The 21992-nt window shown below is 69.6% G+C and carries 22 protein-coding genes and 1 tRNA gene; 19 read left to right on the top strand and 4 right to left on the bottom strand.

Annotation, left to right across the window (positions count from 1 at the left end; genetic code table 11):
* Positions 1-12: 12 nt before the first annotated feature.
* Positions 13-1248 carry a pyridoxal phosphate-dependent aminotransferase gene (locus tag ACTXG6_RS00755; protein ID WP_445185812.1) on the bottom strand — a complete coding sequence of 412 codons (1236 nt, stop codon included), beginning with the start codon at positions 1246-1248 and terminating at the stop codon, positions 13-15.
* Positions 1249-1465: 217 nt separating this feature from the next.
* Here ACTXG6_RS00755 and ACTXG6_RS00750 point away from each other — a divergent pair.
* The 5 genes from ACTXG6_RS00750 to rplA all read left to right on the top strand — a co-directional run bounded on the left by ACTXG6_RS00750 (position 1466) and on the right by rplA (position 4319).
* Positions 1466-1541: transfer RNA gene (locus ACTXG6_RS00750), tRNA-Trp, on the top strand.
* Positions 1542-1592: 51 nt separating this feature from the next.
* Positions 1593-1919: a preprotein translocase subunit SecE gene (secE, locus tag ACTXG6_RS00745; protein WP_445185811.1), complete on the top strand. Its 327-nt coding sequence runs from the start codon at positions 1593-1595 to the stop codon at positions 1917-1919.
* A 117-nt stretch (positions 1920-2036) separates the two neighbouring features.
* Positions 2037-2942, top strand: a complete 906-nt coding sequence (nusG, locus tag ACTXG6_RS00740; RefSeq protein WP_445190310.1) for a transcription termination/antitermination protein NusG — start codon at positions 2037-2039, stop codon at positions 2940-2942.
* Positions 2943-3005: 63 nt separating this feature from the next.
* Positions 3006-3440 carry a 50S ribosomal protein L11 gene (rplK, locus tag ACTXG6_RS00735; RefSeq protein WP_445185810.1) on the top strand — a complete coding sequence of 145 codons (435 nt, stop codon included), beginning with the start codon at positions 3006-3008 and terminating at the stop codon, positions 3438-3440.
* 162 nt (positions 3441-3602) lie between these two features.
* Positions 3603-4319: a 50S ribosomal protein L1 gene (rplA, locus tag ACTXG6_RS00730; RefSeq protein WP_445185809.1), complete on the top strand. Its 717-nt coding sequence runs from the start codon at positions 3603-3605 to the stop codon at positions 4317-4319.
* 205 nt (positions 4320-4524) lie between these two features.
* On the opposite strand, the gene ACTXG6_RS00725 is transcribed toward rplA, so the two are convergent.
* Positions 4525-4803 carry a hypothetical protein gene (locus ACTXG6_RS00725; RefSeq protein ID WP_445185808.1) on the bottom strand — a complete coding sequence of 93 codons (279 nt, stop codon included), beginning with the start codon at positions 4801-4803 and terminating at the stop codon, positions 4525-4527.
* Between the two features lie 405 nt (positions 4804-5208).
* On the opposite strand from ACTXG6_RS00725, the gene rplJ reads away from it, so the two are divergent.
* Both rplJ and rplL read left to right on the top strand, forming a co-directional pair.
* Positions 5209-5781, top strand: a complete 573-nt coding sequence (gene rplJ / locus ACTXG6_RS00720; protein ID WP_445185807.1) for a 50S ribosomal protein L10 — start codon at positions 5209-5211, stop codon at positions 5779-5781.
* Positions 5782-5841: 60 nt separating this feature from the next.
* Positions 5842-6225 carry a 50S ribosomal protein L7/L12 gene (gene rplL / locus ACTXG6_RS00715; protein WP_445185806.1) on the top strand — a complete coding sequence of 128 codons (384 nt, stop codon included), beginning with the start codon at positions 5842-5844 and terminating at the stop codon, positions 6223-6225.
* A 125-nt stretch (positions 6226-6350) separates the two neighbouring features.
* Here the strand turns inward: rplL and ACTXG6_RS00710 are convergent, their stop codons facing one another.
* Both ACTXG6_RS00710 and ACTXG6_RS00705 read right to left on the bottom strand, forming a co-directional pair.
* Entirely contained in the window at positions 6351-6986 is a 636-nt protein-coding gene (locus ACTXG6_RS00710) for a TetR/AcrR family transcriptional regulator (protein ID WP_445185805.1), read from the bottom strand.
* Between the two features lie 84 nt (positions 6987-7070).
* Positions 7071-8180, bottom strand: coding sequence for a CaiB/BaiF CoA transferase family protein (locus tag ACTXG6_RS00705; RefSeq protein ID WP_445185804.1), 1110 nt, complete (start codon positions 8178-8180; stop codon positions 7071-7073).
* 231 nt (positions 8181-8411) lie between these two features.
* Here ACTXG6_RS00705 and ACTXG6_RS00700 point away from each other — a divergent pair, with 231 nt between their 5' ends.
* The 12 genes from ACTXG6_RS00700 (at position 8412) to ACTXG6_RS00645 (ending at position 21837) form a co-directional block, all read left to right on the top strand.
* On the top strand, positions 8412-9197 hold the full coding sequence (locus ACTXG6_RS00700; protein WP_445185803.1) for an MlaE family ABC transporter permease: 786 nt from the start codon (positions 8412-8414) through the stop codon (positions 9195-9197).
* Between the two features lie 2 nt (positions 9198-9199).
* Entirely contained in the window at positions 9200-10027 is an 828-nt protein-coding gene (locus tag ACTXG6_RS00695; protein ID WP_445185802.1) for an MlaE family ABC transporter permease, read from the top strand.
* Positions 10027-11520: an MCE family protein gene (locus ACTXG6_RS00690; RefSeq protein WP_445185801.1), complete on the top strand. Its 1494-nt coding sequence runs from the start codon at positions 10027-10029 to the stop codon at positions 11518-11520. Before ACTXG6_RS00695 ends, ACTXG6_RS00690 begins: the two co-directional genes overlap by 1 nt.
* Before the next feature lie 8 nt (positions 11521-11528).
* Positions 11529-12692 carry an MCE family protein gene (locus ACTXG6_RS00685; protein ID WP_445190309.1) on the top strand — a complete coding sequence of 388 codons (1164 nt, stop codon included), beginning with the start codon at positions 11529-11531 and terminating at the stop codon, positions 12690-12692.
* A 3-nt stretch (positions 12693-12695) separates the two neighbouring features.
* A complete protein-coding gene (locus ACTXG6_RS00680) occupies positions 12696-13757 on the top strand; it encodes an MCE family protein (protein WP_445185800.1) in 1062 nt (353 codons plus the stop codon).
* Positions 13754-15079, top strand: coding sequence for an MCE family protein (locus ACTXG6_RS00675; RefSeq protein WP_445185799.1), 1326 nt, complete (start codon positions 13754-13756; stop codon positions 15077-15079). The genes ACTXG6_RS00680 and ACTXG6_RS00675 overlap by 4 nt, the downstream gene beginning before the upstream one ends.
* Entirely contained in the window at positions 15076-16251 is a 1176-nt protein-coding gene (locus tag ACTXG6_RS00670) for an MCE family protein (protein ID WP_445185798.1), read from the top strand. Before ACTXG6_RS00675 ends, ACTXG6_RS00670 begins: the two co-directional genes overlap by 4 nt.
* A complete protein-coding gene (locus ACTXG6_RS00665) occupies positions 16248-17579 on the top strand; it encodes an MlaD family protein (protein WP_445185797.1) in 1332 nt (443 codons plus the stop codon). Before ACTXG6_RS00670 ends, ACTXG6_RS00665 begins: the two co-directional genes overlap by 4 nt.
* Positions 17580-17664: 85 nt before the next feature.
* Positions 17665-18249, top strand: coding sequence for a hypothetical protein (locus ACTXG6_RS00660; protein WP_445185796.1), 585 nt, complete (start codon positions 17665-17667; stop codon positions 18247-18249).
* Positions 18250-18269: 20 nt separating this feature from the next.
* Positions 18270-19256 carry a hypothetical protein gene (locus tag ACTXG6_RS00655; protein ID WP_445185795.1) on the top strand — a complete coding sequence of 329 codons (987 nt, stop codon included), beginning with the start codon at positions 18270-18272 and terminating at the stop codon, positions 19254-19256.
* Positions 19253-19774, top strand: a complete 522-nt coding sequence (locus ACTXG6_RS00650; RefSeq protein ID WP_445185794.1) for a hypothetical protein — start codon at positions 19253-19255, stop codon at positions 19772-19774. The genes ACTXG6_RS00655 and ACTXG6_RS00650 overlap by 4 nt, the downstream gene beginning before the upstream one ends.
* 20 nt (positions 19775-19794) lie before the next feature.
* On the top strand, positions 19795-21837 hold the full coding sequence (locus ACTXG6_RS00645; protein WP_445185793.1) for a hypothetical protein: 2043 nt from the start codon (positions 19795-19797) through the stop codon (positions 21835-21837).
* Positions 21838-21992: the final 155 nt, after the last annotated feature.

Below are 21992 nucleotides of genomic sequence, written 5' to 3'. Positions count from 1 at the left end.
TTCTACTCGCGCCTAGCGGGCCTCGCCGAGCAGGGCGGCCAGCCGCTCGATGCCGGTGCGCAGGTCGTCGTCGCCGAGCGCGTAGGACAGCCGGAAGTAGCCGGGCGTGCCGAACGCCTCGCCGGGGACCACCGCGACCTCGACCTCGTCCAGGATCAGCGCGGCCAGCTCGACGCTGGTGGCCGACCGCCGGCCGCGGATCTCCTTGCCGAGCAGGTCCTGCACCGAGGGGTAGACGTAGAACGCGCCGTGCGGCGTCGGGCAGATCACCCCGGGGATGGCGGAGAGCATCTCGACGATCGTCTTGCGGCGCCGGTCGAACGCCGCGCCCATCTCGGCGACCGCGTCCAGCGAACCGGACACCGCCTCCAGCGCGGCCCGCTGCGCCACGTTGCACACGTTCGAGCTCAGGTGCGACTGCAGGTTGCCGGCGGCCTTGATCACGTCGGCCGGGCCGATCATCCAGCCGACCCGCCAGCCGGTCATCGCGTAGGTCTTGGCGACCCCGTTGAGGATCACGCAGGTGTCCGCCAGCTCGGGCACCGCGACCGGCATCGACACCGCGGTCGCCCCGTCGTAGACCAGGTGCTCGTAGATCTCGTCGGTGACCACCCAGATGCCGTGCTCGAGCGCCCACCGGCCGACCTCGGTGACCAGTTCGGGCGGGGCCACCGCGCCGGTCGGGTTGGACGGCGAGCACCACAGCAGCACCTTGGTGCGGTCGGTGCGGGCCGCCTCCAGTTGTGCCACCGAGGGCTGGTAGTTGGCGGCGGCGTCGGTCACCACGTCGACCGGCTTGCCGCCGGCGAGGGTGATCGCCTCGGGGTAGGTGGTCCAGTACGGCGCCGGCAGCAGCACCTCGTCGCCCGGGTCCAGCAGCGTGGCGAAGGCCTGGTAGACGGCCTGCTTGCCACCGTTGGTGACCAGCACCTGGCTGGCCGTGACCCGATAGCCGGAGTCGCGCGCGGTCTTGGCCGCGATCGCCTCCTTGAGCTCGGGCAGGCCGGCGGCGGGGGAGTAGCGGTGGTTCTTCGGGTCGGCGCAGGCGGCCTGCGCGGCGGCCACGATGGCCGGCGGGGTCGGGAAGTCGGGCTCGCCGGCGCCGAACCCGATGACCGGCCGCCCGGCGGCCTTGAGCGCCTTGGCCTTCGCATCCACGGCCAGCGTGGCGGACTCGGCGATGCCGCCGATGCGCGCTGAAATGCGGGGGCGTTGGGTCTCGGTCGGGGCTGAGGTCGCGGAGGACATGCCCCCATCCTTTCAAACCCCGCAACCGGACATCTGTGCACCTCACCCTGGGTTGCGCGGCCCCGTTCGGGACGCGGGGTACCAGCGCGATTGGGGTGCCAAGTCGCGGTACCGTACACTCGCCACGGCTGGCACGTCGTTTGCTGCGCCGTGCCGCTTTTCCGCGATATCGCCCGGACTTGACGCTCGGGCGGTGCCGGGGAAGGCAAGTTGCCATAGGGGTGTAGCTCAACTGGCAGAGCAGCGGTCTCCAAAACCGCAGGTTGCAGGTTCAAGTCCTGTCACCCCTGCCACCAGACGCGTGGTTTCGATCAGAAGGCAGGCACAGTAGTGGAGCAGCGGACGTGACCGAGGAGCACGAGTCGGAGCGGGATCGCCCGGCGACCGCCGCCGACCGTCGCGGCCCGTCCGTCGCGGCGGAGCTCGACGGTCGCAAGGGCCGGCCGACCCCCTCGCGGGACGGCCGGGGAACGAAGTTGTCCCCGCCGGCCCGGTTGATCCGGTTCCTGCGCGAGGTCGTCGCCGAGCTCCGCAAGGTCATCTGGCCGACCCGGAATGATCTGGTGACGTACACGATCGTCGTCCTGGTGTTCGTGTCCTTCATGGTGGCACTGGTCGCATTGCTCGACTACGTGTTCGCCAAGGGCGTGTTCGCGGTGTTCGGCACCTAGACAACCCGAGGTACGGCCGAACCTCACGCCGCGAACGGCAGCGAATCAGGCACGGAAAGGAAGCGAACTGCAGTGACCTCCTACGACGGTGGTCCGGAGCCGACCGATGGCACCTCGGTGACCGAGGAGTCGGGGCACGCCGGCCAGCTCGACGGGCCGGAGGCCAAGGACGACGCAGCCACGGACCTCCGTGCCGACAGCTCTGTTGACAGCTCTGCCGACAGCGACACCGAGGTTGACGACGAGACGGCCGAGGCCTCGAACGACGAGGACGCGGAGGAATCGGACGGCGGCGACTCGGACGGCGACTCGGACGGCAACTCGGACGGCGACTCGGATGACGAGGTCTCGGCTGACGGTGCGCCCGAGGTTCAGGCTGAGGCCGCCGGCGACGCCGAGGAAGCCGAAGAGCTCGACCCGGTCGAGGAGATGCGCGCCGCGCTGCACCGGGCACCCGGTGAGTGGTACGTGGTGCACTCCTACGCCGGCTACGAGAACAAGGTGAAGAGCAACCTCGAGACCCGGGTGCAGACCCTGGACGTCGAGGACTACATCTACCAGGTCGAGGTGCCGACCGAAGAGGTCACCGAGATCAAGAACGGCCAGCGCAAGCAGGTCCAGCGCAAGGTGCTGCCCGGCTACATCCTGGTCCGGATGGAGCTGAACGACCAGTCCTGGGGCGCGGTGCGCAACACCCCCGGGGTCACCGGTTTCGTCGGCGCCACCTCCAAGCCCTCCCCGCTGACCATCGACGACGTGCTCAAGTTCCTGTTGCCGAAGGTGGAGCAGCCGAAGAAGGCCGTTGCCGGCAAGGCCGGTGGCGAGACCGCGTCGGGCAAGCCGATGGTCGAGGTCGACTTCGAGGTCGGCGAATCGGTTACCGTGATGGATGGGCCGTTCGCGACGCTGCCCGCCACCATCAACGAGGTCAACATCGACGCGCAGAAGCTCAAGGTGCTCGTGTCGATCTTCGGCCGGGAGACCCCGGTCGAGCTCTCGTTCAGCCAGGTATCCAAGATCTAGTCAAGATTCAGCCCGGGCCGCGGCAGGCGGCCGGGTGATGCAGGGAGCAAGGGAAACAAGGACATGCCACCCAAGAAGCGGAAACTCTCCGCGATTATCAAGCTGCAGATCAAGGCCGGTGCGGCCACGCCGGCGCCGCCGGTCGGCCCCGCGCTGGGTCAGCACGGCGTCAACATCATGGAGTTCTGCAAGGCCTACAACGCCGCCACCGAGTCCCAGCGGGGCAACGTGGTGCCGGTGGAGATCTCGGTCTACGAGGACCGGTCCTTCACCTTCGCGCTGAAGACCCCGCCGGCCGCGCGACTGCTGCTCAAGGCAGCGGGCGTCGAGAAGGGCAGCGGCGAGCCGCACCGCCTCAAGGTCGCCACGGTGACCATGGACCAGGTGCGCGAGATCGCCAACCAGAAGATGCAGGACCTGAACGCCAACGACATCGACCAGGCCGCGAAGATCATTGCCGGGACCGCCCGGTCGATGGGAATTACGGTGCAGGGCTGAGACGTTCAGCCGTACGGGGGCGTTGAGCCCCCAGGCACCTGTGGGAGAGCCGGGCGCGGCTCGCACCACACCTGACCCACGCGGCAGCCACGCCAAAGGCGCGGCAGCGCGATGGCCCGCCGTACCGAGGGTGCGGCGGCCGGAATCGAAGAGGACAGAGAGATGAAGCGCAGCAAGGGATACCGCCAGGCGGCGGAGAAGATCGACCACGACAAGCTCTACAGCCCGCTCGAGGCCGCCGGGCTGGCCAAGGACACCTCGGCCACGAAGATGGACGCCACCGTCGAGGTCGCCATGCGGCTCGGCGTGGACCCGCGCAAGGCGGACCAGATGGTCCGGGGCACCGTGAACCTGCCGCACGGTACCGGCAAGACCGCCCGGGTCATCGTCTTCGCGGTCGGTGACAAGGCCGACGAGGCCACCGCCGCCGGCGCCGACGAGGTCGGCTCGGAGGACCTGATCGCCCGCATCCAGGGCGGTTGGCTGGACTTCGACGCCGCGATCGCCACGCCGGACCAGATGGCCAAGGTCGGCCGGATCGCCCGGGTGCTCGGCCCGCGTGGCCTGATGCCGAACCCGAAGACCGGCACGGTCACCCCGGACGTCACCAAGGCGATCAACGAGATCAAGGGCGGCAAGATCAACTTCCGGGTTGACAAGCAGTCCAACCTGCACCTGGTGATCGGCAAGGCGAGCTTCGACACCGAGAAGCTGGTGGAGAACTACGCGGCCGCGCTGGACGAGATCCTGCGGGCCAAGCCGTCGGCCGCCAAGGGCAAGTACGTCAAGAAGATCACCTTCAGCACCACGATGGGGCCGGGTATCCCGGTCGACCCGAACCGCACGCGCAACCTGCTCGTCGACGAGCCGACCGCCTGAGCAAGGCGTACCGGCCCACATCGAAGACGACACATCGAATACGACAGAGCACGGCACACCGAGAGCCGGTCGGGGGTCACCCCGGCCGGCTCTCGGCGTCCGGCGAGTCGGGACCGTCCGGCGAGTCGGGACGCCTTCGGCGAGTCGGGACGTTCCGCGGGGTGAGTCGGGGTTTTCCGCGGGCCGGTCGGGACGCGCGGCGGCCTCAGGTGCGCCACTCCCAGATGCCCTGGGCGAAGGTGTCCAGCGGGCGGCCGGCGGGATCGCGCCGCTCCACGGTGAAGTGGTAGCGGCCGGGCTGCCAGGCGTCCTGCTCGGAGACCACCGCGAGGTGCTCCAGCGCCCACTGCTTCCAGGCCTCCCGGTCGTTCGGGACCTGCTCGGGCGGGTTGCACTCGACATCGGTGAACGGCTGCGGCTTACCGCTGAGCCCGGACCACATGGCGACGTCGATCCACACCGCGTCCGATACCGCTGAACTCACCGTTGGCCTCCTCGTCGCGGTGCGACTTGATCGCGGAGAGGTTAGCCCGGTAGGTGCCTGTTCAATCACCCGGCGGGCACCCTGATCGGGGGATCCTCGCCCCCGAGGCAGCGGTGGTGGGCCACCGCAACTCGACCCCGTGAACGGGGTGGTCCCGGCATCACGTATTGTGGTGCAAGTTCCACCGCAGACCGTAGGTCTCCGTGTGCCCGGCTCGCCGGGTAGGCGGACGAAGGCCCCGTTAACGCCGGGCGGCCCGCGCAGGAGGACGAGGTCGTTTCCCCACGACACGGCGTGCCGCCGAGTTGTGCTTGACGCCCCGTGCGCCCTGCGCCGGGGCGTTTGTCATGAGCGGGTCATGGGCTGAGGTGGCGCACACCCTGATCCGCTAGCTGAGGAGGCCCGATGGTACGGCCCGACAAGGTGGCCGCCGTCGAGGAGATCACCGAGCGTTTTCGCGGCGCGTCCGCAACGGTGATCACCGAATACCGCGGTCTGACCGTGGCGCAGCTCGCAGAGTTGCGCCGGGCGCTCAGGGGTTCGGCAAGTTACCGGGTTGCGAAGAACACGCTGGTCAAGCGGGCTGCCGCGGACGCCGGCGTCGCTGGGCTCGACGACCTGCTCGTCGGCCCCACCGCGATCGCGTTCATCACCGGTGAGCCCGGGGACGCGGCCAAGGCGCTGCGGAACTTCGCCAAGGACCACAAGGGCCTGGTGATCAAGGGCGGCGTGATGGACGGCCGCCCGCTGAGCACCGACGAGGTGAGCAAGCTCGCCGACCTGGAGTCCCGTGAGGTCCTGCTGGCCAAGCTGGCCGGCGCTATGAAGGGCAACCTGGCCAAGGCGGCCGGCCTGTTCAACGCTCCGGCGTCGCAGGTCGCGCGGCTCGCCCAGGCCCTGGCCGACAAGCGTGCGGCGGAAGGTGGCGCTGCCGAGTCGGCCGCGCCGGCCGAGCCCGCCGCCGCGGCTGCCGAGTAACTCGAACCCCTGCCCTGCCCCTTCCTGCTGTAGACCCATTTTTAGAGAGGAACCGCCACCATGGCGAAGCTGTCGACCGACGAGCTGCTCGACGCGTTCAAGGAAATGACGCTGCTCGAGCTGTCGGAGTTCGTGAAGAAGTTCGAGGACGTCTTCGAGGTCACCGCCGCCGCGCCGGTCGCGGCCGCCGCGGGCCCGGCCGCCGCCGCCGCCCCGGCCGAGGAGGAGAAGGACGAGTTCAACGTCGTCCTCGAGGCCGCCGGTGAGAAGAAGATCCAGGTCATCAAGGTCGTCCGCGAGCTGGTCTCGGGCCTCGGCCTGAAGGAGGCCAAGGACCTCGTGGAGTCGGCTCCGAAGCCGATCCTGGAGAACGCGCCGAAGGAGGCCGCCGAGGCCGCCAAGGCGAAGCTCGAGGAGGCCGGCGCCAAGGTCAGCCTGGCCTGATCGCGCACGCCTGAAGGGGCGGGTCCGACCCACACCGGGTCGGGCCCGCCCCTTTGTGTTCTGTGCGGAGCCTCTCGGGGTCCGGGGCCTGTCGGGGTGCGGAGCCTGTCGGGGAGCGGCTCGGGTCAGCGGCGGTCGGCCGCGTCGTGGTACCGGACCACATTGAGCGCGTACTCCACGTACCGCTGCGCCACGTCCTCCGGCGTCAGCGACATGTCCATCTGGAACCAGGTGGCCACCGCGATCGACATGGTGACCACCGCCCGGCTGGAGTCCAGCGGGTACCGGGTGCGGAACAGCCCGCGCGCCGCGCCGTCCAGCACCGCCGTGTCCACCAGCCGCTGCACCTCGGTGCGCCGGGCCGCGATGCGACGCCGGTTGGCCGGGTCCAGGCTGCGCATCTCACTGAGCGCGATGAACCCGAGCCCCTTGCGGTGGCAGTGGTAGAGCACCAGCGCGCTGACCAGCAGTTCCAGCCGCGCCACCGGGTCGCCGTCGCCCTCGTCGTCCGCCGCGTCCAGCCGCCACCGCAGATCGGCCATGGTGGCATCGAGCACGGCGACCAGCATGTTCTGCTTGCTGGGGTAGTGGTGGTACAGCCCGGGGACGGAGAGGTCGGCCCGCCGGGCGATCTCCCGCATGGTCGTGCCGTGGTAACCGAGGGCCACGAAACTGTCGGCCGCCGCCCCGAGGACCGGGTCGAGGTCGAGCGAAGGGGAGAAGTTCCGCCAGTTCGAGACGGTACGTAACTGCCCACTCATGCTGAGACCCTACGGCCGTCACCCGGGTGGGGGGCACGGCCGTAGGGCCCGGATCCTGGACGGGTCGCCGCGCGGGCGTTCTGGTCAGCCGGCCGGTGCGACCGGTTCGACTCCCCACGCGGCGAACACGGCGTCCGTGTCGGCGCCCGGCACGGGAGGTGCGGTGGGCGGTCCGGCCGGGGTACGGGAGAACCGGGGTGCCGGTGCCGCCTGGGGTACCCCGTTGATCTCGATCACGGTGTTGCGGGCCGCCACGTGTGGGTGGTCCGCCACCTCGCCGAAGGCCAACACCGGCGTCGTGCAGGCGTCCGTATCAGCGAAGATCTTGGTCCACTCGTCCCGCGGTCTGCTGGCGAACACCTCGGCGAACCGCTCGTGCACGGCCGGCCAGCCGGACTGGTCCAGCTGTGCCGGCAGCTCCGCGTCGGCCAGCCCGAGGCCGGTGAGCAGCTCGGCGTAGAACTGCGGCTCGATGGCGCCGACGGCCATGAACCCGCCGTCCGAACAGCGGTAGGTGCGGTAGAACGGGGCGCCGCCGTCCAGCAGGTTCACCTCGCGCTCGTCCCGCCACACACCGTTGGCCCGCAGTGACCAGAACATCTGGGACAGCAGGCTCGCGCCGTCCACCATGGCCGCGTCGACCACCTGGCCCTGCCCCGAGCTCTGCCGCTCCTGCAGCGCGGCCAGGATGCCGATCACCAGCAGCATCGAGCCGCCGCCGAAGTCGCCGACCAGGTTCAGCGGTGGGATCGGCTGGTCAGCCTTGCCGATCGCGTGCAGCGCGCCGGTCAGCGAGATGTAGTTGATGTCGTGGCCGGCCCGGGTCGCCATCGGCCCGTCCTGCCCCCACCCGGTCATCCGGGCGTACACCAGGCCTGGGTTGCGCGCCTGGCAGTCGGCCGGCCCGACGCCGAGCCGCTCGGTCACCCCGGGGCGCAGGCCCTCCAGCAGTACGTCGGCCCGCTCGACCAGCCGCAGCACGGTCTCCCGGCCGGCCTCGGACTTCATGTCGGCGGCGACGGAGCGGCGCCCACGCAGTGTGTAGTCGCTGCCCCGGCCGAGCTTGAGACCTCCGGTGGGACGCTCGACGCGGACCACGTCGGCGCCGAGATCGGCCAGGATCATCGCGGCGTGCGGTCCCGGGCCGATCCCGGCGAGCTCCACGACTTTCAGTCCGGCAAGCGGTCCCGGCACGGCATCTCCTTAAGACTCGTTCGATTCTCCAGTCACCGTAGTACGCCGTACGGCCACGACCGAGCGACCGCCGCAAACCCATGAGTAACCGAGCCCCCATACCCGTCGTTGCATAGCCAGGGCATCGTCCGGAAGAGAGATATCTCGTACACCCCAGAGGTACCTGCCAGTTGGCCGTGAGCCGGGGGAACCGCGGCCGATGGGCATGACAACAGCAACGGAGCACGGCTAGTGAGCAGTCCGCTGATCGCCAAACCGATCTCAGCACTGCAACAGGTGGGCAAGGTTTTCGCCCTCGGGCTGGACGTCGGCCGAAACCTGTTCAAGCGACCGTTCCAGCTGCGTGAGCTCATCGAGCAGCTGTGGTTCATCGCGAGCGTGTCCATCCTGCCGGCGGCCCTGGTCTCGATGGCGTTCGGCGCGATCATCTCGCTGCAGCTCGGTTCGCTGCTCAAGCAGATCGGGGCGCCCTCCTTCGCGGGCGCGGTCAGTGTGCTGGCCAACGTGCAGCAGGCCGCGCCGATCATCTGCGCGCTGCTGATCGCCGGCGCCGGTGGCACCGCGATCTGCGCCGAACTGGGTGCCCGGACCATCCGCGAGGAGATCGACGCGATGGAGGTGCTGGGCATCTCCCCGATCCAGCGCCTGGTGGTGCCGAGGGTGCTGGCGGCGGCGATCGTCGCCGTGCTGCTCAACGGCCTGATCAGCATCGTCGGGGTGGCCGGCGGCTACTTCTACAACGTTGTCCTGCAGAACGGCACGCCGGGTGCCTACCTCGCCGGCTTCTCCGCGCTGGCCCAGCCCGCGGACCTGGTGATCGGGGCGATCAAGGCGGTGTTCTTCGGTGTCGCGGCCGGTGTTGTCGCCGCGTACCGGGGGCTGAACCCGCCACCGGGCCCGAAGGGTGTCGGTGACGCGGTGAACCAGTCCGTGGTGATCAGCTTCATCCTCGTTTTCCTGATCAACGTGGTGCTGACCACGGTGTACCTGGCCATCGTGCCCGCGAAGGGGAGCTGATCATGGCGGACGGCCTGAAGCGGGCCGCCGAGGCGCCGTTACGGTCCCTTGACGAACTCGGTGACCAGGGCTGGCTGTACATCAGGGCGCTGGGCTGGCTGCCCCGCACGCTCAGCCGGTACAAGAAGGAAGTCCTGCGGATCCTCACCGAGGTGACCTTCGGTGCCGGCGGTCTGGCACTGGTCGGCGGCACGGTGATCATCGTTGCGCTGCTCACCTCGTTCACCGGTTCGGTGGTCGGCCTGCAGACCTTCGCCGGCCTGAACCAGATCGGCGCCGCCGCGCTCACCGCGTTCATCGCGGCGTACTTCAACACCCGGGAGATCTCTCCGCTGGTCGCCGCGATCGGCCTGACCGCGACGGTCGGGGCCGGCTTCACCGCACAGCTCGGCGCGATGCGGGTCTCCGAGGAGATCGACGCGCTCGAGGTGATGGCGGTGCCCAGCCTGCCGTTCCTGGTGACCACCCGGGTCATCGCCGCGTTCGTCGCCATCATCCCGCTCTACGCCGGCGGCCTGCTGGCGTCCTACTGGGCGTCCCGGTTCACCGTCACGGTGTTCTACGGGCAGTCACTGGGCACCTACGACCACTACTTCAACCTGTTCCTGCCGCCCATCGACATCCTCTACTCGTTCCTCAAGGTGCTGGTCATCGCAGTGTTGATCATCTTGATCCACTGCTACTACGGCTACCGGGCCACGGGCGGCCCGGCCGGGGTGGGGGTCGCGGTGGGCCGCTCGGTGCGCGCCTCGCTGGTCCTGATCTTCCTGTTCGACATCTTCGTGAGCCTCGCGCTGTGGGGCTCCACGACCACGGTGAAGATCGCCTGATGGCCGACAACCTGTCCGCGGGCCCACGGCGGCTGCTCGGCCTGGCGATGGTCGGCCTGGTCGTCGCGTTGCTCGCGCTCTGTGTCGCGGTCTACGCGAAGGTGTTCACCTCGACGGTCCCGGTGACCATGCAGATCGACCAGGTGGACAACTCCTTCGCCCCGCAGGCCGAGGTCCGGCTGCGCGGGGTCACGGTCGGCGAGGTCAAGTCGGTCAGCACCGACGGCAAGGTGGCCACCGTCTCGCTCGCGCTGCAGCCCGACCTGGTGTCACACATCCCGAGCAACGTGAGCGCGCAGCTGCTGCCCAAGAGCCTCTTCGGCGAGCGGTACGTGGCGCTGGAGGTGCCGCCCGACCCGTCGACCACGCCGATCCGGGCCGGTGCCGTGATCCCCAGGGACCGCAGCAGCGACACCATCCAGACCGAGCAGGTGTTCAACAACCTGCTCCCGTTGTTGCAGGCGGTCAAGCCGGCTGACCTGGCGAACACGCTGGGCGCGCTGAGCCAGGCACTGTCCGGGCGCGGCGCGCAGCTGGGCGACACGATCACCCTGCTGCACCAGTACCTGTCGAGGTTCAACCCGGCGCTGCCGGACCTGACGGCGGACCTCGACGCGCTGCCCAAGTTCACCGACACCTACAGCAAGGCCGCGCCGGACCTGATCGAGGGCCTGAAGACACTGACCACGACCACGAAGACGCTGGACGACAAGAAGGACGAGTTCGCCCACCTGTACTCGACGGTCACCGACACCTCCGACGACCTGCGCGAGTTCCTCGAGGACAACAAGCACAACCTGATCAACCTGGTGGACAAGGCGCGGCCCACCCTGGATCTGGCGGCCCGGTACTCGCCGGAGTACGTCTGCCTGTTCCAGCGGCTGGCCGCGGCGATCCCGCTGGGCAAGGCCGCGTTCGGCGAGGGCACCGCACGGCCGGCGCTGCGGGTCAAGGTCGAGGTCGTGGCCAACCGGGGCAAGTTCAAACCGCACCTGGACGAGCCGGACTACACGGACAACCGCGGCCCGGCCTGCTACAACAACACCCCGCCGATCGCCCAGTACCCGGGCGGCCCGTACATGGACGGGTCGTCGCACCCGCCGGCCAGCGCGCAGGCGGTCCAGCTCGGCAAGCTGCTCGGCACCGACCCCACCGCGCCGGCAGGGAGCTCCGGCTCGACGGCTCCGGCGCTGCCGGCGCTGCCGTTGCTCGGCGGGACCGGCGCGAGCGCACCGGACTCCGGCGGCCCGCTGGACCTGCCGGCGAACAAGCCGGACGCACTCGGTGCGCCGGCGAGCAAGCCCCAGGCGCTGGGTAGCCCGGTGCCGGCGTTCACCGCAAGCTCGCTCACCATCGCCAACTCCGCCCCGGAGCGGCAGCTGGTGGCCGGCCTGCTCGCGGACATGACCGGGACCGACCCGGCGAGCATGCCGGCCTGGTCCAGCCTGATGGTCGGGACGCTGCTTCGTGGCACGGAGGTACAGGTCCGATGAGGGGAGCACTGCGCGGCCTCGGCGGCCCGCTGACCAAGTTCACCATCTTCGCCGCGGTCACCCTGTTCGCCACCCTGCTACTGGCCGGCACGATCTCCAACCAGCTCGGCGGGTCCACCACGGACTACAGCGCCAAGTTCACCGATGCGACCGGAGTGAACAAGGGCGACGAGGTCCGCATCTCCGGCGTCCGGGTCGGCGAGGTGCAGGACATCCGGCTGGTCGACCGCAAGGTCGCACTGGTGGAGTTCGCGGTGCGCAGCGCGGTACGGCTGCCCCAGACCGTCGAGGCCACCATCAAGTTCCGCAACCTGGTCGGCCAGCGCTACATCGCGCTGGAACAGGGCGTCGGCCCACCCGGTGCGCCGCTGGCCGCCGGGGCGACGATCCCGCTGGTGCAGACCCACCCGGCGGTCAACCTGACCCAGCTGTTCAACGGATTCCAGCCGCTGTTCCAGGCGCTGTCGCCCAACGACGTGAACCAGCTGTCCTACGAGCTGATCCAGGTGCTCCAGGGCGAAGGCGGCACGCTGACCAGCCTGCTGGCCCACACCGCCTCGCTGACCAGCACGATCGCCGACAAGGACCAGGTGATCGGCAGCGTGATCGACAACCTGAACCAGGTGCTGGACACGGTGAACTCACGCGACTCCGAGTTCACCCAGCTGGTGGTCACGGTGCGCCAGCTGGTGTCCGGGTTGTCCAAGGACCGCAACACGATCGGCGACGCCATCGACTCGATCGGCGACCTCACCGACAGCACCGCGGACCTGCTGCACGACGCGCGGCCGCCGCTCAAGGCCGACATCAAGCACCTCGGCGACCTGGCCGAGCACCTGAACGACAACCAGGACCTGGTCGAGCGGTTCCTGACCACGTTGCCGAAGAAGATGGACGTGCTCACCCCGTTGGGTACCTACGGGTCGTGGTTCAACTTCTACATCTGTGACCTCAGCGGCACGATAACCCTGCCGACCGCGCTCAACGTCCCCCCGCTCCCACCCGTGTCGATCCCGGCGCCGCTGGGTGGCGCCACGCTTCCGATACCTCTCCTCCAGAACCCGGCCCCGCGGTGCACGGCGGCCGGTCTGCCGAACAACTTCGGTATTCACAACGACAAGCCGAAGCCGGCGAACCCGCTGGTCACCATTCCCGGCCTGGGAGGTGGCTGAGGCATGAAGCCGTTCCAGAAGCAGAACCCGATCATCATCGGGCTGGTGAGCCTCGCGGTGATCGCGGGCCTGCTGACCCTGGCCTACCGGGCGGACAGCCTGCCGGTCATCGGGCTCGGGCCGGAGTACAAGGCGGCGTTCTCCGAGGCGGCCGGGCTGGCCTCCGGCAACGAGGTGCGGATCGCCGGGGTCAAGGTCGGCAAGGTCACCGGGGTGAGCCTGGAGGGTTCGCACGTGCTGGTCACCTTCCGGGCCAAGGACGCCGACATCGGCGACACCAGCTCGGCGTCGATCCAGATCAAGACGCTGCTCGGTGAGAAGTACCTGGCGATCGACCCGTCCGGGGCGAAACCGCTGGACCCGGGCACCGAGATCCCGCTGGAGCGGACCGTCGCGCCGTACGACGTGGTGCAGGCGTTCAACAAGCTCAGCGACACGGTGGGGCAGCTGGACACCAACCAGCTGGCGGCCAGCCTGAAGACGCTGTCCGACACGTTCAAGGACACCCCCGCCGAGGTGAAGACCTCGCTGGAGGGCCTGAGCCGGCTGTCGGTGACGATCTCCTCGCGCAACGACCAGCTGGCCCACCTGCTGGACAACACGAACAAGGCGACCGGGCTGCTGGCCGACCGAAACGACGACATCGACTCGATCCTGTCCGACGGGGCGAAGCTGCTCGACGAGCTGCACGCCCGGGAGGACGCGATCACCCGGCTGCTGGACGGCACCCGGCGCCTGTCGCACGAGCTGCGCGGCCTGATCCACGACAACGAGGACCAGATCGGCACGACGCTGGACGAGCTCGACCAGCTCACCGACACCCTGCAGCGCCACGAGGACGACATCGTGGCCGGGCTGCGGCGGCTCGGGCCCTTCGCCACGGTGTTCACCAACGCGCTGGGCAACGGTCGCTGGTTCGACAGCTTCATCGACGGCCTGACCTCGCTGCTGCCGGCCGTACCAACGCCGCCCCTGCCGACCCTGCCGACCCTGCCGACCACCGGAGGTGGCGGGTTGCCGCTGCCCTCTCTGCCGACCCTGCCGACCACTGGAGGTGGCGGGTGACTCCCAGAACGTCACGGGGCAGCGCCTGGTTCAGCACGATCGCCTTTCTCTGCGTCGTCGCGCTCGTCGTGGTCGCGGCACTGGCCTTCGTGATGAACCGGCCGAGCGGAACCAAGTACTCGGCGATGTTGTCCACGGTGATCGGGCTGTACCCGGGCTCAGACGTGCGGGTGCTCGGCGTGCCGGTCGGCAGGATCGACTCCGTCGAGCCTCAGGGCCAGCTCGTCAAGGTCAACTTCGAGGTCAACAGCAGGACGAAGGTGCCGGCCGGCGCGATGGCCGCCGTGGTGGCGCCCACCGTCGTCGCGGACCGGTACCTGCAGCTGACCCCGGTCTACACCGGCGGGCCGACCATGGCGCCCGGCACGGTGATCCCCAAGGAGCGCACCGCGTCGCCGGCCGAGTTCGACGACCTGCTGGCCAGCGCGCAGAAGCTGAGCACCTCGCTCGGCCCGCAGGGGGTGAACAGCAACGGCGCCCTCTCCGATGCCCTGCACACCCTGGCGCTGAACCTGAACGGCAACGGCAAGCAGCTCAACACCACCCTGGACAACACCGCGCAGGCCATCAACACGCTGTCCGCGTCCCGGGACAACCTGGCCGGCACGGTGCAGAACCTGGCCTCGTTCACCACCAACCTGAAGCAGAACGACGGCAAGGTCCGCGAGTTCACCCACCAGTTCGCGCAGGTCAGCCGCTACCTGGCGGACGAGAGGCAGAACCTGGGGGAGACCCTCAAGCAGCTGTCCGAGACCCTCGGGGACGTCGCCAAGTTCGTCCACGACAACCGGTCCGAGATCAGGTCCAACGTGGACAAGCTCGGCGAGATCGTGGGCACGGTGAACGGCGAGCGGCTCGCTCTGGAGCAGGTGCTCGACACCGCCGGCCCCGGCCTGGACGGGCTGGTCAACGCCTACAACGCCTCCTCCGGCACCCTGGACACCCGGCCGGATCTGGTCGCTTCGCTGCTGTGTTCCGTCTACAACCAACTGGCAACGGCACCCGGCGCGGGGCCGATTCTGGCCCCGATCCTCGCCACGACTCTCGCCCCGCTGTTGAACAGCTTCCTTCCCCTAGGTTTCCCTGCCGGTTGTGTGACGCCGGCGCCGTCGCCGGCGCTTCCGGCCGGGACCGCCCCCGCGGCGTCCAACCTGAAACTGCCGACGATGCCCGGCCTGACCGCCGGCAAGTTGCCGGCCGCCGCACCTCCCGGCGTCGCGGAACGGTCGAACCAGAGCTCGGACAACTCCGACTCCGGTAGCGACTCGAACAAATCGTCCGGACCACCGTCACTCGGTAGCTTGCTCGGAGGTGGCCGATGAACGGGGTGCGCCGAGGCGCCGTGCGCGCCGCCGGACTCGGGCTGGTCGCCGGGATGGCCGCGGTACTGACCGGCTGTGGCTCGATCAGCCTGCAGGGTGTGCCACTGCCCGGCGGGGCGAGCCTCGGCAACAGTCCGTACGCGGTCACTGTGCAGCTGCGGGACGCGCTAGACCTGGTGCCGCAGTCCAGCGTCAAGGTCAACAACGTCACGGTCGGCCAGGTCCAGTCCATCGACCTGGACCAGAAGAACTGGTATGCCGACGTCCGGGTCGAGCTGGACGGGTCGGCGAAGCTGCCGGCCAACTCCGTCGCCGAGCTCAAGCAGACCACTCTGCTGGGTGAGAAGTACATCGAGATCAGCGCACCGACCGGAGTCCCGCCGCAGGGCACGCTGACCGACGGCGCGGTCATCCCGGTCGAGCGGACCAACCGGTTCCCGGAGGCCGAGGAGATCTTCGGCGCGCTGTCCATGTTGCTCAACGGCGGCGGGGTCGGCCAGCTGCAGACCATCTCCAAAGAGCTGAACACCGCGCTGGACGGCCACGAGGGCGACACGCGCGCGCTGTTCGACGACCTGAACACGCTGGTGAGCACCCTGGACGGGCAGAAGTCGAACATCACCGCGGCGCTGGACGGGGTGGACCGGCTGTCCGCCAACCTGGCCGACCAGAAGGGCAACCTGGACGACGTCCTGACCGATCTGCGGCCCGGCCTCAAGGTCCTCAACGACCAGCGGCCGCAGCTGGTCGGCATGCTCAAGGCGCTGGACAAGCTGTCCGACGTGGCCAACGAGGTCGTCGACCGCAGCCAGGACGACCTCGTGCACGACCTGGAGGCGCTGCGCCCGACGCTGCGCGAGCTGGCCCGGACCGGCGACTCGCTGCCCAAGTCGCTCGAGGTGCTGGCGAGCCCGCCGTTCACCGACGCCGCGATCAAGCCGAGCGCCGGTGACTTCATGAACCTGAACTTCACGCTCGACCTGAACCTGCAGGACCTGCTGGACAACCTGCTGAACGCCACCACGCCGCTGATCGCGCCGCCCGACCTGCTCAACCTTCTGCCCAAGTTGCCGCCCGCGCTGTCCGTGCCGGGGCTGCTGCCGACCCAGGGGTCCGATCCGGCTGTGCCGATGGGTGGCCTGCAGTTGCCCGGGCTGGGAGGCGACAAATGATCACCCGCGCTACCGCGGTCCGCGCCGTGGCCTTCCTCGTGCTGACCGTGGCACTGATCTTCTACGTCGGGGCACACTTCCTCGGGGTGTTCAACTTCCTCGGGCCGAAGCGCTACACCGTGGAGTTGCCGCTGCAGGACGCCTCCGGGCTGTTCTCCCGCAGTGAGGTCACCTTCCGCGGGGTGGACGTCGGCACGGTCGGCGCGCTGCGGCTGACCGATTCCGGAGTGGTGGCCGATCTGGACCTGGAAGGTGGCGGACCGAAGATACCCTCCGATCTGACCGCCCAGGTGGCCGACCGCTCCGCTGTCGGTGAGAAGTACGTCGACCTGCGGCCGAACACCGATGCCGGGCCGTTCCTCAAGGACGGCGACACCATCCCGGCCGACAGGGTCAAGGTGCCGATCCCGGTGCAGACCGTGCTGCAGAGCGTCGACACGCTGGTCGCCAGCGTGCCGTTGAACGACCTGCAGACCTCGGTCAACGAGCTGGGGCAGGCGTTCGACGGGCTCGGCCCGAAGCTGCAGCTGCTGCTCGACTCGACGCACTCGCTGACCGTGTCGGCGATGCAGAACCTGCCGCAGACGCTGGCGCTGATCCACGACGCCCGCACCGTGCTGCAGACCCAGAACGACCTGGCCGACCCGATCAAGTCGTTCAGCTCGAACGTCAAGCTGATCAGCGAGCAGCTCAAGAAGAGCGACCCGGACATCCGCAGGCTGCTGCACACCGGGCCGGATGCCGCCCAGGAGATCAGCGACCTGATCGACGAGTCGGGCGACGGGCTGCACCGCACCATCAAGGAACTGCTGACGCTGAGCCAGATCACCGACAACCACCTGCGCGGGATCCAGAACGTGCTGCAGCTCTACCCGGGACTCGCGGCGGCCATCCCGACGATCCTGCCCGGCGACGGCACCGCGCACCTCGGCCTGGTGCTCAACATCAACGACCCGCCGAACTGCACCAAGGGCTACGAGGCCACTGTGCGCCGCCCGGGCACCAACATCCAGAAGCCCTGGCCGATCGACTACCGGGCCTACTGCCGGGAGCCGATCTTCTCGCCCACCGACGTCCGCGGCATCAAGCCGCAGTACCCGTTCGTCGACGGCAAGCCGCAGAGCCCACCGGACTGGTTCCACGCGTTCTACAGCGACGGACCGGCGGCCGGGATCCACGGCCCGTCGAGGGCGGGTCACGGCCACGGCAACCAGTCGAACGCCGACCTGACGAGCACGATGTTCGGCGGGGCGGCGGCACCGGGCCTGCTCGGTGCACCGGCCTCGTTCGGCCAGTTCGGGCTGACTCCTGGCCTGCTCACCCAGTGAGCCGCCAGTTGGGGGAGACGGCGGTCACTGAGTTGTGGGGGGCCCGGGGACGGCCCTCAGACGGTCGCCTCTACCCTCAACTGCCATGAGAGCCCTCCTGGCGCGCCGCGGCGCCACTGACGAAGCGACCGGCAGCGCCGGCCCGCGCCAGGTGGACCGGATCGGCCTCCTGACGAAGGTGGCCGCCGCGGTGGCCGCGCTCGGCCTGGTGGCGGTGGTGGTCTTCGGGGCGCTGTGGTGGAACGCCGGGCACGGCTCGGCCGCAAAGTCCGCGGCCGCCAGGGACGAGGCACTGGCCGCCGCCCGGCAGATCGCGGTGAACCTGCAGACCTTGGACTTCAACACCGTCGACAAGGGCCTCTCGATCTGGGAGTCGTCCACCACCGGACCGCTGCTCACCGAGTTCCAGAAGAACCGCCAGCAGTACGCCGACCAGATCCGCAAGGTGCAGACCACCACGAACGCGCGGCTGATCGACGCCGCGCTGTCCGACCTCGACCTGGGCGCCGGCAAGGCGAAAGCGGTCGCCTCGGTCGATGTGACCACCACTCAGATGGACAACGGAGCCCCCAGCCTCCCGGTCACCAAGCAGGTACGCATCGCGCTCGACCTCGTCCGGACGCCGGACGCCGGATGGAAGGCAGATGCGGCCAGCGCCATCCGATCCTGACCCCCGTAAGGATTCGATCCATGTCATCTCGTCGCACTGAGACGACGCCCGACGCCGAGATCACGTCGGACGCTGAGACGGCGTCGAGCATCGAGCCGGCTCCGGCCGCCGAGTCGACGCCCATCGCGGCTGACTCTGTCGCTGCCGATTCGACCGCTTCCGCTTCGAACGGTGCCGGCTCGACCACTGCCGATTCCGACGGTGCCGGCACGGGCGCCGGCACCGCTGGCCAGGCGGCCCGCCCGAGGGCCAAGCAGCGGGTGGCCGGAGCGCGGAAACCGGGTGCCGCCGGGACCGCGCTGGCCGACCGCGATGTCGAGGACGACACCGCCGGCACCGCTGGCACCGACCTGATCGCCCCGACCGGGGCCGGGACCACGAGCACGCCCGGGACCGCCCGCGAGGCGGGGACCGGCAGCGCGGCGGCCGAGCCGGTCGACCCGGCCGAGCCCGCCGCCGCGTCGGCCGCCACCGAGTCCGGTCCCGACCTCGCCGCGGACCGCAAGCGGGTCCGGTTGCTGACGGGCCTTGCGGTCGCCGCGGTGGTGCTGGTGGCGGCCGCGGTTGTGGCAGCGGTCGGCTGGCGCTCCGCCGCAACGTCCGGTCCCCGGTCGAACGAGGCATTCGTGGACAGCGCCGCGACCGCTGAGGTCGTCGGCCAGGTGACCAACGACATGACCACGGTGTACTCCTACGACTACACCAACCTGCCGGCCAACGAGGCCGCCGCGAACGCCGTCATCACCGGCAAGTTCGCCACCGAGTTCCCCCGGGTGTTCGGCCCGGTCAAGCAGTTGGCGCCGCAGGAGCAGGCGGTTCTCAAGTCCACCGTGCCAGCGGCCGGGGTGATCCTGCTGCAGGGTGACCGGGCACGGCTGCTGATGATGATCGACCAGACCGGCACCCGCGGCGCGGCGAAGGAGGCCACCGGAGCCACCGCGCGGCTGGTGGTGGATGCCCAGAAGGTCGACGGCCGGTGGAAGATCTCGGAGGTCACCCCGGAATGAGCGGCATCTGGAAGATCGTGACCCCGCTGCTGGGTGTGCTCGCGCTCGTGGCCGTACTGGCCGCCGGCTGGAGTGGGTACTCCTGGTGGTCGGCCGCGAAGGGCAACGAGGCGGAGACCGTCGTGGCGCGGGACACCGCGCTGCGGGCCGCCCGACAGCTGGCGGTGACCCTGCAGAGCGTGGACCCCGCCCATCCCGAGGACAGCATCGCGGCCTGGGAGGCCGCCGCGACCGGTCCGCTGCTGCAGAAGCTCCGGACGGACAAGCAGAAGTACCTGGGTGACCTGCAGAAGTCGCCGAGCACCAGCCAGGCAACCGTGGTCGACGCCGCACTGACGGCCCTGAACGCCAACGCCGGCACCGCAACCGCGATCACCGCGCTCGATGTGAGCCAATCCGCCCTGGTCAACGGCGTGCCCGGGGCACCGACCGTGCGTCAGCTTCGGGTGAAGCTGACGTTGAGCCGGACGACCGACCAGGGCTGGAAGGTTTCCAGTTCCGGTCTCGTCAACGCCTGAAATCCTGGAGCCCTGTTCCCGTGACTGTGCAGCGTCGGACGTCCAGCCAGCAGACCAGCCCTGCCTACCCGGAGGAGATGGCGCCGGAGAGCCCCAGGGACGAGTACCCGACGGAGGTCTTCCAGCCGGTCCGCGACACCGATCCGGACGAGCACGATGACTCCGACGGCTACGCGCCCGCCGACGGCTACGCGGCCTCCGACGGGTACGCCGACATCGATCGCTGGGAGCCGTCGGCGGACGCCGGCGAGCAGGCTCGGTCCGAGGAGCCGGCGCACCAGGACCAGCCGCTGCACGCCGACCGGCCGACGGTGCACCACGAGCCCGAGTACCCGACGCAGGTGATCGAGGCCTTCCGCGAGGACCCCGACCACGACGGGACCGGGTACCAGCGGGACGGGTACTCGGAGTCGGGCCATGCCGACGGTGACTACACCGAATCGGGCTACACCGAGTCGGGCCATGCCGACGGTGGCTACACCGAATCGGGGTACACCGAGTCCGGTCATACCGAGGCGGGCTACGCCGAAGCCGGGTACGGCGAGACCGGGCGGACCGAGGCCGGCTACGAGCAGGCTGTCGAGGACGGCACCGGCGACGGGGGAGCGGGCCCCAACGGCGCCGGTTACTACACCGCCGGCCATGACGGAGCCAGCTACGACGACGCCGGCCACGACACCGCCGGCTACGAGAACGACCGTTACGAGAACGCCGGCCACGATGGCGCGGGTTACCACAACGCCGGCTACGAGAACACCGGTTACGACGACGCCGGTTACGACGACGCGGCCACCACCGCAGGCTACGACGACTCCGGCTACGACCACCCCGGCCAGGACGATGCGAGCTATGCCGAGCCGGCGGGCCAGCAGCCGCGCGCGCAGACCGGTGGCGAGCCGCTGCCGGTGTCCGAACAGCTCTTCGGCTCCTACCACTCCGGCTCCGACGAGTACGTGGACACCGCGATCATCCCGCGGATCACCGACCACGGCACGATCGTCGAGGACGAGTCGGAGTCAGCGCCGCCGGCCGCCGCGGACGGCGGCGACGAGACACACGGCCACGACGAGTACGGGCACGACGAGTACGGCCACCAGGAGTACGGGCACGACGAGTACGGCGCCCCCGGGGAGCAGGCCGACGGGCAACCCGCCAAGGACAAGAGCGCCACCCCGGCCGCGTCCGTGAGCGACGCCCAGACCGCCGAGTCCCCCGTCACCGATGCGCCGGACACAGAGACCCCGGACACCGACGCAGCGCATACCGACACACCGGACACCGAGGCACGGGACAGCGAAGGGCCGGCCAAGAACCGGCCGCCGGTCGAGGCGCTGTCCGCCGCGGCGATCGCGGCGGCGCCGGCCGCCGGGCTGATGGCGGCGCACGGCGCGGCGGTCGACGCGGACAACCCGCACGCGGTCGGCCCCGAACTGCTGGCCGGCTACTCGGACACGGACCAGTCCACCACCCGCCGCGCCGACGACGAGATCGACGAGGGCCGCACCGACCTGATCCCGCGCTACACCGACGGCAGGTCGGGAGCCAAGGGCAAGGGCGGCCGTCCGGTGGCGCTGGCGTTGGCGCTGCTGCTCGTCACGGTCGTCGGGGCGGGTGCCGCCTACTTCTGCTGGACCAAGGCGCAGCAGGCCGCCGACGCCCGCCCGACCGGCAACATCGCGTTCGTGGACCCGCTGAGCACCGCCGGCGTCCGCGACCAGGTGAGCAAGGCGATCGAGGCCATCTACTCCTACGACTCGACGCAGCTGGACGACAGCGAGAACCGCGCGCTGTCCTTCATCACCGGCGACTACAGCGACGAGTTCAAGCAGAACTTCGCCACGGTGCGCCAGCTCGCCCCGCAGGAGAAGGCTCAGCTCACCTCCACGGTCGTCGAGGCCGGCGTCCAGTCGCTCACGGAGAGTCGCGCCACGCTGCTTGTCATGGTGAATCAGGTCGGTCACCGCGGCGACAACCCACAGCCGCTTCGAGCCGCCGTTCGGCTCAGCGTCACCGCCGAGAAGGTAGGCGGTCAGTGGAAGGTATCCGGGGTTAACCAGAAGTGACCCTCCGCAGTCATGACGCCGCCGGTCGTCCTCCAAAAGAGACCACTTGCCGACGATTAGCGTCTTGACTGGGAGAGCGAGGCACGTCACTCTTGGTGGCGCGATGGTTGCTCCGCGACCCGTCTGGACAGCGGCTGCATTTGCAGCTAGACTGC

The sequence above is a fragment of the Pseudonocardia sp. Cha107L01 genome, from assembly GCF_052566575.1.
This window is presented reverse-complemented; position numbering and strand designations above follow the sequence as displayed.

What these genes read in the sequence shown, in the direction of transcription:
- ACTXG6_RS00755 (WP_445185812.1), bottom strand. Translation starts at nt 1,248, where the DNA reads ATGTCCTCCGCGACCTCAGCCCCGACCGAGACCCAACGCCCCCGCATT.
- rplK (WP_445185810.1), top strand. Translation starts at nt 3,006, where the DNA reads ATGCCACCCAAGAAGCGGAAACTCTCCGCGATTATCAAGCTGCAGATC.
- rplA (WP_445185809.1), top strand. Translation starts at nt 3,603, where the DNA reads ATGAAGCGCAGCAAGGGATACCGCCAGGCGGCGGAGAAGATCGACCAC.
- rplJ (WP_445185807.1), top strand. Translation starts at nt 5,209, where the DNA reads ATGGTACGGCCCGACAAGGTGGCCGCCGTCGAGGAGATCACCGAGCGT.
- rplL (WP_445185806.1), top strand. Translation starts at nt 5,842, where the DNA reads ATGGCGAAGCTGTCGACCGACGAGCTGCTCGACGCGTTCAAGGAAATG.
- ACTXG6_RS00710 (WP_445185805.1), bottom strand. Translation starts at nt 6,986, where the DNA reads ATGAGTGGGCAGTTACGTACCGTCTCGAACTGGCGGAACTTCTCCCCT.
- ACTXG6_RS00695 (WP_445185802.1), top strand. Translation starts at nt 9,200, where the DNA reads ATGGCGGACGGCCTGAAGCGGGCCGCCGAGGCGCCGTTACGGTCCCTT.
- ACTXG6_RS00690 (WP_445185801.1), top strand. Translation starts at nt 10,027, where the DNA reads ATGGCCGACAACCTGTCCGCGGGCCCACGGCGGCTGCTCGGCCTGGCG.
- ACTXG6_RS00680 (WP_445185800.1), top strand. Translation starts at nt 12,696, where the DNA reads ATGAAGCCGTTCCAGAAGCAGAACCCGATCATCATCGGGCTGGTGAGC.
- ACTXG6_RS00670 (WP_445185798.1), top strand. Translation starts at nt 15,076, where the DNA reads ATGAACGGGGTGCGCCGAGGCGCCGTGCGCGCCGCCGGACTCGGGCTG.
- ACTXG6_RS00665 (WP_445185797.1), top strand. Translation starts at nt 16,248, where the DNA reads ATGATCACCCGCGCTACCGCGGTCCGCGCCGTGGCCTTCCTCGTGCTG.
- ACTXG6_RS00660 (WP_445185796.1), top strand. Translation starts at nt 17,665, where the DNA reads ATGAGAGCCCTCCTGGCGCGCCGCGGCGCCACTGACGAAGCGACCGGC.
- ACTXG6_RS00655 (WP_445185795.1), top strand. Translation starts at nt 18,270, where the DNA reads ATGTCATCTCGTCGCACTGAGACGACGCCCGACGCCGAGATCACGTCG.
- ACTXG6_RS00650 (WP_445185794.1), top strand. Translation starts at nt 19,253, where the DNA reads ATGAGCGGCATCTGGAAGATCGTGACCCCGCTGCTGGGTGTGCTCGCG.